11 protein-coding genes are annotated in these 13,835 nt (G+C 52.5%); all 11 read right to left on the bottom strand.

Annotated features, from left to right (window positions below; all coding sequences use genetic code 11):
* Positions 1-12: 12 nt before the first annotated feature.
* A complete protein-coding gene (locus tag MKX50_RS13165; protein WP_339157179.1) occupies positions 13-1,263 on the bottom strand; it encodes a nucleotide disphospho-sugar-binding domain-containing protein in 1,251 nt (416 codons plus the stop codon).
* A 23-nt stretch (positions 1,264-1,286) separates the two neighbouring features.
* A complete protein-coding gene (locus MKX50_RS13170) occupies positions 1,287-2,135 on the bottom strand; it encodes an SDR family NAD(P)-dependent oxidoreductase (RefSeq protein ID WP_213592312.1) in 849 nt (282 codons plus the stop codon).
* 15 nt (positions 2,136-2,150) lie between these two features.
* Positions 2,151-3,320, bottom strand: coding sequence for a thiolase family protein (locus MKX50_RS13175; RefSeq protein WP_339157180.1), 1,170 nt, complete (start codon positions 3,318-3,320; stop codon positions 2,151-2,153).
* Between the two features lie 2 nt (positions 3,321-3,322).
* The gene (locus MKX50_RS13180) at positions 3,323-4,876 is read right to left on the bottom strand and encodes an AMP-binding protein (protein ID WP_339157181.1); all 1,554 of its coding nucleotides are present in this window, start codon (positions 4,874-4,876) and stop codon (positions 3,323-3,325) included.
* Positions 4,877-4,914: 38 nt separating this feature from the next.
* Positions 4,915-6,636 carry an adenine deaminase C-terminal domain-containing protein gene (locus tag MKX50_RS13185; protein ID WP_339157182.1) on the bottom strand — a complete coding sequence of 574 codons (1,722 nt, stop codon included), beginning with the start codon at positions 6,634-6,636 and terminating at the stop codon, positions 4,915-4,917.
* A 9-nt stretch (positions 6,637-6,645) separates the two neighbouring features.
* Positions 6,646-7,449 (bottom strand): energy-coupling factor transporter transmembrane component T, encoded by an 804-nt coding sequence (locus MKX50_RS13190; protein WP_213592304.1) that lies wholly within the window; start codon positions 7,447-7,449, stop codon positions 6,646-6,648.
* 3 nt (positions 7,450-7,452) lie between these two features.
* Positions 7,453-8,328 (bottom strand): ATP-binding cassette domain-containing protein, encoded by an 876-nt coding sequence (locus MKX50_RS13195; RefSeq protein WP_213592302.1) that lies wholly within the window; start codon positions 8,326-8,328, stop codon positions 7,453-7,455.
* Complete coding sequence (locus MKX50_RS13200; protein WP_339157183.1) at positions 8,313-9,125, bottom strand: energy-coupling factor transporter ATPase; 813 nt, start codon at positions 9,123-9,125, stop codon at positions 8,313-8,315. The genes MKX50_RS13195 and MKX50_RS13200 overlap by 16 nt, the downstream gene beginning before the upstream one ends.
* A 109-nt stretch (positions 9,126-9,234) precedes the next feature.
* Positions 9,235-9,804 carry a biotin transporter BioY gene (locus MKX50_RS13205; RefSeq protein ID WP_339157184.1) on the bottom strand — a complete coding sequence of 190 codons (570 nt, stop codon included), beginning with the start codon at positions 9,802-9,804 and terminating at the stop codon, positions 9,235-9,237.
* A gap of 157 nt (positions 9,805-9,961) precedes the next feature.
* Positions 9,962-11,683 carry an assimilatory sulfite reductase (NADPH) hemoprotein subunit gene (cysI, locus tag MKX50_RS13210; protein WP_213592298.1) on the bottom strand — a complete coding sequence of 574 codons (1,722 nt, stop codon included), beginning with the start codon at positions 11,681-11,683 and terminating at the stop codon, positions 9,962-9,964.
* 39 nt (positions 11,684-11,722) lie between these two features.
* Positions 11,723-13,546 carry an assimilatory sulfite reductase (NADPH) flavoprotein subunit gene (locus tag MKX50_RS13215; RefSeq protein ID WP_339157185.1) on the bottom strand — a complete coding sequence of 608 codons (1,824 nt, stop codon included), beginning with the start codon at positions 13,544-13,546 and terminating at the stop codon, positions 11,723-11,725.
* Between the last annotated feature and the right edge of the window lie 289 nt (positions 13,547-13,835).

Consider the following 13,835-nt stretch of genomic DNA (forward strand, 5'->3'; position numbering starts at 1 on the left):
TATGCGCAATGCCTATAGCAGTTCATTAATTAAGGCGGCAGCGCGTTCTGCGCCTCCGTAATTACGGGAAGCAATGCTGTCCCGTAATGTTCGCGCCTGCTCCAAAGCCCCCCCGCCGAGCATCGTATCCACCATTTCCGCCAGCCGCTGACCCGTCATCTCGTAAGGGCGGATCATACGGCCGCCGCCTATTTGCTGCAGCTGCCTAGCGTTGAATTCCCTTTCCGCCCAGGTAGGAATCATCAATGAAGGTGTGCCTGTCAATAGCGTCGTCATACAGCTCCCGTGCCCCCCGTGGTGTATCATAATATCGCTTCGCTCTGCCGCCATCACCCCGGATACGTAAGTCGCAAAGCTCACATTCGGAGGAATTTTCTCCTGATCCCCTTCCAGCGGATTAAAGCCCGTAGCGATCAATATTTCCGTAGAAGTATGACCCAGCGCATGGACCACTTCCCTGAAAATATGGCCGCCGCTCTCGACACCCCATTCCACAAGCCTGCTCGTATACACGAATACACGTCTCTTCCCTGCCATGCTCCTCTCCTCGGCCAGCCAGGACTGCGGCAAACCTGCCACGCTGTCATCCCTCCAGACGATCGGACCGACATATTCCAGGGGGATTGAGAGGACCCTTGGATCTACGGGATCAAATTCTGGGATGCTTGGCACAATTGCTAAGTCGCCGGCCAAGAAGGCCAGGACATTGTCGCTCTGTTCCAGTCCGTGCAAAGCAAGCGTTTCGTTTAGCGCCTCAGTGACAGCATTACCGGCATCAAAGGCATCACTTGCATGACCGGCGCCGTTCTCTATCGGTCTTGCCGCTGCCTCTGGGTTAAATGGCACGCCTCCGGGAAGGGAGCAGGACTGGTGGATGGAAACGAGCGGAATTCCAAGCTTGCGGGCAATGAAAGCGGCCGATAAACTGGAATCTGTGAGCACAAGATCCGGCTTAAAGGCTGACGTTACACCCAGCCTGGATTCAAGCTCGTTCTTCATATATACCGCGTCAGCATAACCCATCATCGCCAGAAATTGATGGAAATCCGCAAAATCGGGATCGAATGTCTGGCCCTTCGGCTCCGGAATAGGCGGAATCGGGATAGCTTCAAAGCCGAGCTCCTCCATGGCTGCACCCGCATTTCCCCAAATCGTAAAAGCGACCTCATGCCCCATGTCTCGAAGCTTGAGCGCGATGGGCAAGCAACGGTTGACTCTGCCCATTCCGGCCATCATGCCGATAAATATTCGTTTCTTCTTCAACAAGGCATTCCTCCATAGCTACATCAATTTGAGGATTTGGTCAATAACTCGGCGGCAATTTCGCTGGCCATCCAATGTCCCGATTTGCGCGAGGTCAGCAATTCATGTTTGGGACGTGCCCATAATCCAATATCGCCGCCATTAACGGAGAATATTTCACCGCTAAGTTCCCGGCATTGAGGCAGACTTAGCGCCACTGCCAGCTCGGCCGCCTCTTCAGGCGTTCCGATTCGCCAATAATCAGGGAGGCTTTGGCCCGCAGCCTCCGCATCCCGCCTCGCCCGCTCGACATACGGAGCCGACATGTCCGTCAAGGCCGCTGGAGCGATGGCATTGACGCTAATTCCGTAATCACTGAGCTCCAGCGCCAGCGTCCACGTCATACCGAGCAATCCGGCTTTGGCCGCGCTGTAGTTAAGCTGACCCGCCGTTCCGGTTAAGGCTGCTGTCGATGTCATGTTGATGATGCAGCCCTGTCTTCTCTCCCTCATGCCGGGCAGCGCGGCATGAATACAGGAGAAGGCTCCTTTCAAATGGGTGTTGATTACAGCATCCCAATCTTCTTCGCTAAGCTTGTGCGCCATTTTATCGCGGATAATTCCAGCGTTGTTCACCAGGATATCCACCTGGCCGAACTCCGCCATCGCCGCAGAGATGATCCGGGCCCCCCCCTTCATCGTATGGACTGATTCGGCGATGCCGATCGCGACGCCGCCGTTTTGGTGAATTTCCTCAACCACCTCGTTAACACGGCTTGCATCGGTACCGTTAACGACCACCCGGGCACCTTCTTGTGCCATTCTAAGGGCGATCGCCCGGCCGATACCGCGGCTGGAGCCGGTTATCACTGCAGTTTGCTGGTTAAGTTGCATGTTGTCGCCTCCTTTTTATTCGTATTTCTCCCATAACGTTGCGAGCCCCAGTCCGCCGCCGATACCAAGCGTCGTCATGCCCCTTGCAGCGTCCATGCTCCGCATTTCGCTGAACAGGCGCGTGACGAGAATGGCACCGGAGGCTCCGTAAGGATGACCCAGCGCGATAGCTCCGCCGCCGACATTGACGATGTCCTCCGGTATGCTCAGCTGCTGCAGAGAGGCCAGCACCTGCGAGGCAAAAGCTTCATTGAATTCCAGAATATCGAGATCACTTACCTTCAGGCTGTTTCTTGCGAGCAGCTTGCTTACTGCGGGTACAGGACCGATCCCTAAATAATTCGGATCAACGCCAGCTGCGGCCGAATCGACGAACTGAATGACAGGCTGCAAGCCTAATGAGCGGGCCATCTTTAGTGACATCAACAGGACGATCGCTGCACCGTCATTGACCGGACAAGCATTGCCCGCCGTTACCGTGCCGTCGGCATCGAATGCGGGCGGCAGAGCCGCAAGCTTCTCGAGCGTTGTGCCGGGGCGCGGACATTCATCCGTATCGATGATTTTTGCTTCCCGGTCTGCTGTAATGGTGATTGGCACGATTTCGCGTTGAAAGCGCCCGCTGCGGATCGAGTCCACAGCCTTTTTTTGGCTATGAAGCGCATACAAATCCTGCTGCTCCCTGGTGATCCCGTAGAGTTCAGCGACATTGTTTGCGGCCTTGCCCATGTCCGGATCACCGATACAATCAGGCGAGAACCTTGCGCGGCCCATAATAGCAGGAAATCCCCGGCCATATAATGAAAGAGGTTTATCGATCTTCCACGGCGCTCGGCTTGTGCTCTCCACACCGCCCGCCAAATAGATCTCGCCTGCTCCAGCCTGAATCAGCCGCGCCGCCAGATGGATCGCTTCGAGACCCGAACCGCACTGACGATCGACCGTAACTCCTGGAACCTCCACCGGGAGTCCGGCGGTCAAAGCGGACAATCTGGCGATATTGCCGCCAGGGCCAACTGCATTGCCGAGGATTACGTCATCGATATCCCCAGGGTTCACGGAGGTTTCGCCCAGAATAGCTCGAATCACCTCTGCGGCGAGCACCTCGGGCGGAATCTCCCTGAACATTCCTCCATATTTGCCGATGGCCGTTCGTTTGGCAGCTACAATCACAGGAATGGACATACTCACACCACCCTTCCGGCCAGCCAATCATGGATGGACGCGCGTGATATTTTGCCGCTGTTCGTGTAAGGGAAAGATTCGACCCGCAAAATTTCCTTCGGGCATTTATAGCTGGCCAGCCGCTTGCGGCAGTGCGCCATAATATCCTGATCGCTGATGACCGCGTCTTGTTTTGCTTTCACGAGAGCCACAACCTTTTGCCCCCAGTAGGCGTCAGGCAATCCAGCTACAATGGCCTCCTCGATTTCCTCCAACGACAGCAAAATTTTCTCGATCTCTTCGGGGTAAATGTTAAGCCCTCCGCTGATGATCATATTGTTGCTTCTGCCCACCATATAGAGAAAGCCTTCTGAGTCCCTCATCGCCAGATCTCCTACCGTTGCCCATTCTCCATGGATAACCTGCTTCGTTTCGTCTGCATTATTGAAGTAGCCGGAGAAAATCATGCTGCTTCTGATATAAATCTGTCCCACTTCGCCTGCCCCTGCTTCTGTACCGTCAGGCTTACGCAAGGACACCTCCACTCCGTTAAACGGCTTGCCGATCGAGTCCGGTCTAGCTTCGTTGCCTGCCGGATCCAGCACCGTGACGAAGCTGAGCTCGGAAGCGCCATAGAATTCGTAAATGCCTGCCTGAGGAAAGACCTCCCCTGCCTTCACCTTCGATTCCGGTGTCCACTTGTCTCCCGTCGTAATTAATGATTTTACTTGCGGCGCAGCAAAAACAGGGGTTTGCGAGATCGCTTCATGGTACAGCGCTTCGAATATCGTTGGAACGAGATAAATATGGGTAATGGGACAGTCTTCCAGCATAGCCAGCGCCGGCGCGGCCTTGAATTTTCGCGGGAGATAGAAGGTTCCGCCAAGATACAAGGTTTGAATCGCCGCATAAATCGTCAAAGAGTGAACTAGCGGCCCGGTACCGAGAACATGGTCGGCTTCGCTTAAGCCAAATGCCTCCTTGGCCTGAGCGAAGCTCTCCATCCATGAATGCTGAGCACGGAGAAAGCCTTTCGGCATTCCGGTGGTTCCTGAAGTAAACCCCATATAGAATATGCTGTCCAGGGTTGAGTTACGGGGAAATCGGTACCCGGTTGAACCAGTTCTGGCGGCAGTCGCATTGCCTTCACAGCTATGGTTCCTAATTTCCTCCGGTACTGCGGAATCGCTGTCGATGACGATCAGCTTCGTCGTATCAGGAACACTGGCCAAGCGAGGCAGCAAATCGATGCCAACAACCAAAATAGCCGGCCTGCACTCCTCTAAAATCGCTTCGATATTTGCATCGGCCCATTTCGGATCGAATAGCGCTGAGCATAACCCGAGCTTTGCCGCAGCCAAAAAATATTGCACGAACTCCACGCTGTTATGCAGCAAGAAGCCGACAAGCGTATGCCCAGCTTGATCAAAGCTATTCTCAAAGGCCATAAGTTCGCAAGCCGCCTCGTTGATGGCCTTGTCAAGCTCCTGGTATGTCAACCGGCGGTGATCGACGACGAGCGCAGTTTTCTTCGGTTGTCCGTCGGCGTGTGCTTGAACGGCCTCCGTAATCAGCATAAGGATCACCTTCTCTGCAGAATGTTTGGTAAAGACATCTAACGGGTATCCAGTCGAACAGGACTGGCAATCACATGTCCGTTCTTAACCAGATACAGTCCCTTCGCAGACATGCGTATGTTAGGCAGATGGGAAGCGGTCAGAAAAAGCAGCGTATAGGCAGGATCGCGAAACCGATAGCCGTGTTCCTTCATTCGATGCGCAAAAAGCCCGAGGGATTCGCTGATCTCTTTTATGTTCCCGGCGCTCATTATGCCGCCTAACGGAAGGGGGATATGCAGCTTCTCCCCGTTGATGAAATAAGCCAGTATCCCGTCGCCACGCTTGTTCAGCTCCTGCAATATGTCGCATATCCCCTTTTCACTCCTGCCGATCAGCAAAGTATCGCCAGATGCGCTATAAGTGCTCGCCAGCGCCGTAACCCCAGAAGCAAAGCCTTTTATACGGGTATGAAGTGTCCACTTCCCTTTTGAGTCAAGCAGCGTCATGAAGCTCTCCTCGGCCTCCAGCGGTTCACCAGCAATAAATTCGTATGGCTTCGTAATGACATCGTTGACAAGCTCAATACCTGTGCTGCCTTGTTCACGGACCTGTCCCGGGACCAGCTCGGCAGGCACTCTTGGGGGCGGAAAATAGGAATGTAGCCAGCTTGCGACCGCAGCTTCATCGGCTGGCTGCATGTCTTCCCGGTCCCAGATGCGCCATGTCCCCTGCTGCATAACGTGGAGCGGAGCCGGCTCGTTCAGCGAGTCCAGAACGTTGAAGCTGGCAAGCCTGCCGGGGGCAATGCCGCCCAGATCTTCATCGAGCCCATAGTACGTCGCCGGATTCAGGGTAGCCAGCCTGTAAGCTTCAGCGGCGGATAAGCCGGCTTCCATGCACAGCTTGATCATGGCGGGAATGCTGTGCTCCTCCGTAAAATGCGGCGAAGGGCCGTCGCTCGTAAGCATAACGCGGCTCAAATTAAAACGCGGATCGCCGGCCAGGCCAGCCAAAATATCCGGCAGATCCGGGCGTATGGAAGAATATCTGAGGCTGGCGTATAGCCCGAGCCTTAATCTCTTTAGCACATCGTCGGCATTTAGAGACTCGTGATCCGCTCCGATACCCGCCGCCGCGATCCCGCTGATTTTTTCATAGGAGACGCCTGGCAGATGACCTTCTACTCGCAAACACGCCCTCTTTAACAGATGCAGCCGTTCCAGCAGCTCCTCATCCCCCTGAAGAAGCTGAAACCATTCCGTAATTTCACCGCCTTGAATGACAAGCGGATGAGCAAGCCACGTTTTGAGCAAATCCCGGTCGCCAGCCTGCACTTGATCAAAATTACACCACCACAAAAACATATGGCTGCTAATCTGGTCTAATTCCTCAATAAACGAGATCGCCCGCTCGCCAAGGAGCATAAGCAGGGACAAGTTATCGTTAATCGATAACACGGACCCTTGACGGAGCTGGCTAACGCCCCATGTGAACGGGTTGTACATTTGACAGGGATGCGCATGAGGCTCAATATAACCGGGAACGACGATTTGCCTCTGCTCCAGTTCAATGATTTGCGTATTCGGCGATACTGCAAATTCCTTGTCTCCGACGTAGGCGATCCGGTTGCCGGAAACGTAAATATGACCCCTTTCAACTTGTCCCGTGTATACGTTGAGATAGGCTGCATTCTTCAACCAAACATCCGGAGGTTTGCGGCCAAGGGATACGGCAATAAGGTCGCGGTATGCTTCAAGAGTGCATGGATATATTCGCATCGTTCCTCCTCACATTCTGAGCGCGATCAGCACGGACATAAATAGTCCCGACACGAGTAGCGCTTTGAAGTCGATGGCTTGCAAAGCAAGTGTTCTTAGCTGTGTGCGCTGCATTCCTGGCTGATAACCCCGGGCTTCAATCGCCTGGGAGGCACTTTCGGCTTTCTGAAACGCCAGCATCAGGACGGGTACAATAATCGGGATAAAGTTCAGCAATCTTTTGACTATGTTGCCGGAAGCGAAATCAACGCCCCTGGCTCTTTGGGCTTTCATAATTTTGTCGGTTTCCTGCAGGAGAATCGGAATAAAACGGATCGTTAAAGTCATCATCATGGCGATTTCCTGTGTCGGCACTCCTATTCTGCGCAGCGGTGACAGCAGTGTTTCAATGGCGCTGGTTAAATCACTCAGCTTCGTCGTTAACGTCAGCAAGGTGGCCATAGCTAACAGTAAAATGATGCGTACAGCAATCGCAATCGCCTTAAGCACGCCTTGCTCATAGATGGACACAGAGCCAAGTTGAATCAGCACCTCTCCGCCCTGCGTCAAGAAAATATGAAAGACCGAAGTAATGATCACAATCAGCCATACCGGCTTTAATCCTCTGATGATGTAGGTGGGCGGTATTTTGGAAATGGCAATGGCGGCCGCGACCATTAGCGCCAGCAGAACGTAAGAGACAAGCGTCGTGAGGAGCAGCGCCGAAATCATGAAGGCCATGACGATCAACAGCTTCGTTCGCGGATCGAGCTCATGGACCAGCGATTTCTTATCAATGTATTGGCCAAATATCAAATGCTGGGTCAAGGCCATGCTTCAGACCCCTCCTTTTCCGCTGGCGATAAGGAAATGATCGGCGAGCTGCGCCAGAATCGCTTCCTTCTTCACGGACTCAACCATTATAGGGGTGTACAGCTTGGCGTTTAATTGCTCGACGAGGGACAGCGCCAGCGGGAGCTTTAGTCCTAACGCCTCAATTTCCTGCCGATAATACGTAAAGAGGGTAAGCGGATCTGTTTTGAGTTTGACTTTACCACTCTCGAAAACGATGACGTCTTCAGCGTACTCGGCCAATAGGTCCATATCATGGGTTACAATGACCAGCGTGCGCTGCTTCTCCTTGCGCCAGCTGAGAAACAGCTCCATAAGCGACTTTTTGCCCTCGGTATCCAAACCTACCGTAGGCTCATCCAGAATAAGCACGGAAGGCTCCATTACCAGCACTCCGGCAATTGCAGCTCTCCTCTTCTCCCCGCCGCTTAGCTCAAATGGCGACCGATCTCCGAAAGATTCGTCCAGACCAACCAGCCTAAGCGCCTCCAGCGCCTTGGCTCGGATCAGATCCTGCGGCCAGCCTAACTGGTTGGGACCAAAGGAAACATCCTTTAGAACGGTCTCCTCAAACAACTGGTGCTCCGGCATTTGAAATACGATGCCCACTTTGTCAAAGAGAACGGGCTTCCTTTTGCTGCCGCTCCTGATGATGGTGTCGCCAACGTGAATGCTTCCCCGCGTCGGGTACAGCAGTCCATTAAGATGTTGGACGAAGGTAGATTTGCCAGAGCCCGTCCTTCCTACTACAGCGGTAATTTTATTGCTGTCCAGCTTCAAATTGAGTCCGCGCAGCACTTCGTTCTCGAGCGGCGTTCCAGCGTTATAGGAGTAAAATACGTCATTTAATGTAATTTCCATAATCCATCCACCAAATCTTCCATACAAAATAGGTTGCGCGGGAGCGGAATCCCTTTGCTTCGCAAAGCGTCCCTTACGTTTACAGCGAAAGGAGCCGCCAAGCCGGGAATCGACAGATAGTCCTCCTCGAACAGCTTGCCCGGCGGACCGTCGTACCGGATACATCCATGATCCAGAACGATCAGTCTAGATGCCTCGGCCAGTTCCTCCATATCATGAGTGATTGAAATGATTGTGATCCCCTTCCGATTCAGTTCCCTGATGAGGCCCAGCACCTGCTGTTTGCCTTCCGGATCAAGCATTGAAGTCGACTCGTCGAATATAATTACATCCGGCTCTACAGCCAGAATTCCGGCAATCGCTATTCTCTGTTTCTGACCGCCCGATAAGGAATCGACATCAGCATGGATGTTATCCAGCATGCCTACGCGTTCCAATACGAGCTTCACTTTCGTGGCAATCTCTTCCGGGGACAAGCAGAGATTCTGCAGGCCAAAAGCAACATCTTCATACACGGTAGAAGCAACGATCTGATTTTCGGGATTCTGGAAGACAATCCCGATTTTTTGTCGTATCGTTCCCAGTTCCCGTTCATTGCTGGTCCGGTACTCCTTATATCGAACCTCTCCCTCCGTAGGCAGCAGCAGCCCGTTGATCAGCTTGGCTGCCGTGGATTTCCCAGTGCCGTTTGTTCCTGCGATAATCACATATTCACCGGGTGAAATCGTAAAGGATATATCGCTGAGAACGCAGTCCTGCTGGGGATACTGGAATGAGACGCCCGAAAAATGAATCATGGCAAGACCTCCAATTGATGTTAGTAGTGCAGAAGCAATGGAAATGTTTGGTTGAAAAAAGGTTTGCCAAGTGGAGGCAAACCTTACGTATTCGCAATGGTAGGGAGATTTAAGCTTTGTGTGAGCGGCTGTTCGCCTGGCGGAGCATAACTGAACTTACCTTCAGCATTCTGATTGCAATTAGTGAAGAGACAACGACCTTCAGCAGATCGCCAGGGATGAAGGTGATGTTGCCAATAATGGCTTTCCCAAGCGGTACATCCGTCATGAAGGACATGTAAGGGATGCCGACGGCATAAATGATCAGGATTCCGCCAACCACATTGATCAATATCAATTTCCAGAGGTTGATGCGTGCACCCATGCGCTGCACCATGTATCCAATCAAAAATGCAGCGATCGGCCAGCTTAAGAAGTAACCTCCGGTTGGACTGGCCAGGACGGACAAGCCTCCTCTTCCACCGGACAATAGAGGCGCTCCTGCGAGGACGATGATTGCGAAGATAAGCAGACTTAATCCTCCTAGTCTAGCGCCTAAAATACTTCCGGCCAACATGACTCCCAACGTTTGAACTGTAATCGGCACGGGGATGAACGGGAGCGGAATAGGAGGCAATAAACCTAAAACAGCCATGACTGCAGCAAATAAAGCCACATACATCATATCTTTGATTTTCATAAATCGGCCCCCTACTATTCGATTTTCATTTAATAGATTCAATATTGACACAATAATGACATAATATTTTTTTCATGTCAATAATTAACTTTTTAAGACAAAAAAACAAATAGCGCCTCACTTGGCAGTGAGACGCTATGCTTGACTCGGCTTTATTTTAAGCGTGGAAATTCTGGCCGTCGGTGACTTCCTGAACGTAACCGGCTCGAATGACGAAATCGCCGAAATGCTCGCCTTCTTGGCGATCTTTGGAGTAATGAGTAATGATCGGCTGTAAGGATTCCAGAATTTCAGCCTCGCCGATATTTTCTTTGTACAATTTATTCAAGCGGTTCCCAGAGAACCCTCCGCCAAGATACATATTGTACTTGCCTGGCGCTTTGCCGATAAAGGCGATTTCAGCAAGCATCGGTCTGGCACAGCCGTTCGGGCAGCCTGTCATCCGAATGACGATATCTTCCTCCTGCAGACCGGACTCCTCCAGCATTGGTTCGATCTTGTCGAGCAATGTCGGCAAATAACGCTCTGACTCAGCCATAGCGAGGCCGCAGGTCGGGAACGCCACGCAGGCCATGGAGTTTCTACGCAGCGCAGAATAATGCAGGCCGTCGGTAAGTCCATACTGCTGAATCAAGCCTTCGATTTTTTTCTTCTTCTGGCTGCTGACGTTTGCGATGATCAAGTTCTGGTTCGGTGTAAGCCGGAAATCCCCGGTATGAACCTTGGCGATTTCCCGCAGGCCCGTCATCAGCTTGTAATCCGCTTCATCCTTGATTCTTCCGTTCTGAATAAATAGCGTAAAATGCCATTTGTTGTTACTGCCCTTCACCCATCCGTAACGATCGCCGTTATGCTCGAAGTGAAAAGGCTTTGCCTCCTGCAGGCTCCATCCCAGGCGAGTTGTCAGTTCCTGAACGAACCAATCGATACCACGGTCATCAATCGTATATTTGAAACGCGCATGCTTCCGGACGGAACGGTCTCCGTAGTCTCGCTGTATCGTGACGGTCTTCTCCGCCACATCGATGATTTGCTCCGGCAAGCAGAAGCCGATTACTTTGGATACCTGCGGATAAGTTTTCACATCACCGTGGGACATTCCCATACCACCGCCCACCGTAACATTGAAGCCTTTTAGCTGTCCGTCCTCAATTATTGCAATGAAGCCCAAATCCTGCGAGAAAACGTCGACATCATTCGACGGCGGGACGGCTAGGCCGATTTTGAACTTCCGCGGCAAATAGACGCGTCCATAGATAGGCTCCTGCTCGGCTTGATCATTGCTATCGATGACCTTCTCGCCGTCCAGCCAAATCTCATGGTACGCCTTCGTTTGCGGATCAAGGTGGTCGCTTACTTTGCTGGCCCAATGATATACCTCGGAATGGATTTCCGATTGGTACGGATTCGGGTTGCACATCACGTTACGGTTCACATCACCGCAAGCGGCCAAGGTGCTCAGCATGGCTTCATTTACTTCCTGGATTGTCTTCTTCAAGTTCCACTTGATGACCCCGTGAAGCTGGAACGATTGCCGCGTCGTCAAGCGGATCGTTCCATTTGCGTACTTCTGCGATACGCTGTCCATCATGAGCCATTGCTCCGGCGTTACGACGCCGCCTGCGGCACGCACCCGCAGCATGAATTGATAGGCCGGCTCCAGCTTCTGCTTCTGACGCTCGTTCCGCAAATCCCGATCGTCCTGCATATAGCTGCCATGGAATTTCATCAGCCGGTTATCATCCTCCGGTATGGATCCGGTTATCGGATCCTGGAGCGTCTCTTCCAGGCTTCCGCGCAAATAATTACTTCTTATCTTAATATCTTCAACGTCGCTATGCGGCGCGCTGTTCGGCGACATTAAATTGTTGTCTGACATATTGGCAATTCTCCTCTCGTAATCTCCAGGATTCCCCGCTTAATATACATCCCGTTGATAACGTTTCTCCTGCTGCATCCGCGTCAAATACTCTGCAGCTTCCTCCGGGCTAAGACCGCCCTCTTGTTCAAGAATAGCAGCCAAGGCGGCATGCACGTCATGGGCCATCTTCTTCTCGTCCCCGCATACATACACCACCGCGCCTTCCTGCAGCCACTTGTAGAGCTCTTTGCTCTTCTCGAGCATCCGGTGCTGGACGTAGACCTTCTTGTCGGTATCCCGGGAGAACGCAACATCCATTCGGGTCAGTACGCCGTCTTTAAGCCAGCGCTGCCACTCCACCTGATACAGGAAGTCCGTTGAAAAATGCTGATCTCCATAGAACAGCCACGACTTTCCTTCCGCCCCCGTCTCTTCCCGTTCGCCTAGAAAAGCCCGGAAAGGCGCAACTCCCGTTCCCGGCCCGATCATAATGATCGGAGTATCAGGATTCTCCGGCAGCTTAAAGCTTGGGTTATGCTGAACGAATACCGGCAAAGTATCCCCCGGCTCTACCCGCTCTGCAAGCTGAACTGAACAAACCCCGTAACGGTTGCGGCCATGCGCTTCATAACGGACGGTGCGGACGGTGAGATGCACCTCGTCCGGATATGCTTTCGGACTGCTGGCAATGGAGTACAGGCGTGCAGGAATTTTCCGCAGAATCGACACGAACTGGCTGGCGCTTACTCCCGCAAAAGAGAAGTCCGTAACCAGATCGAGCAGATCGCGTTCAGCCAGATAGGCTCGAAGCTCCTGTTCACGCCCGGCTTCAAACAGTTGCTTCAGCTCTCCGCTTGTGCTTAGCTGCGCAGCTTGCTCCAGCAGGGGTTTAGTCAATACCGTAATTTCATAATAGCGGCGCAGGGCATCCCGAAGGGTCCGCTGTTCTCCGTTCTTATTTACTGTGATCGTTTCCTCGCCGTTCCAGCCCATAGCCGCGATCAGCTCCTCGACCAGCTGCGGATGATTCTCCGGATAAATGCCCAGGCTGTCTCCCGGTTCATACTGAAGGTTCGAGCCTTCCAGCGATAGCTCGATATGGCGGGTCTCCCGATCCGAGCCGCGGCCGTTCAAATTCAGGTTCTCCAGCACTTCCGCGGAAAACGGGTTGCTTCTCGAATATTCGGACTCCGTGCCGCTGACTGCGGCCGCAGGAGCTGTGCTGCTGACCGAAGCGCCGGATGCTGATAGCTTGCCGAGCGCTTCGAGGACATTCCCCATCCATTCTGCGGCGGATTCATCGAAATCAACATCGCAATCCACACGCGGAGATATCCGTTCGCCGCCAAGCTCCTCCAGGCGTTTATCGAAATCTTTCCCCGTCTGGCAGAAGAATTCATAGGATGTATCTCCAAGCGCAAGGACGGAATAACGCAGTCCTTCGAGCTTCGGAGCCCGCTTGCTGTGAAGGAATTCATAGAAGGCGATAGCGCTGTCCGGCGGTTCTCCCTCGCCATGTGTACTTACGACAATAAACAGGTTCTCAATTTTCTTCAGTGTATTTGGCTTGAAATCGCTCATCGACGCCAAAGTGACCTGGAAGCTCTGTTCCTCCAGCTTCTTCGACAGCTTTCCAGCCAGATTATGACTGTTCCCCGTCTGCGAGCCATAGAGCACAGTCACTTCCTTGGAAATGGCCGGTTCTGCGGCCGCAACTGCCTGAACGAGATTAGCTGCAGCGGTAGGCGCACCGGCTCCTTGCAATGCGATCAAATATCCGCTTAGCCAAATACGCTGATGATCGTTTAGCGTAGGAAGAAGGCGATTGAGCAGCTCCGCCTGCTCTTGACTAAATGGGCTGTTACTCACTTGTAGTTCCAACAATATCCACCTCACGCAGCATACATAGAATTTAAATTAATTCCTAGTATTACTATCTAATTTATCATTTAATAAAACTTATCATAGCGTGTGCTGGTGGTCAATTAGAATGATCTTATATCTTTGATTAGGAAAACTAATAATTGCAAACCCGCCGCCCGTTAAAGCAAAAAAGACCCCGCGCCAAGGGCGCAGAGTCTTTAAACGTGGGAAGCGGTAGCTTCAAGTCATTTTCAATTTATGGCGCAACCCATCATGGCGCTCCCCCTATGGGGTTACCATTTATGGC

Source organism: Paenibacillus sp. FSL W8-0186 (assembly GCF_037969765.1).
In the GTDB taxonomy this organism is placed as follows: domain Bacteria; phylum Bacillota; class Bacilli; order Paenibacillales; family Paenibacillaceae; genus Fontibacillus; species Fontibacillus woosongensis.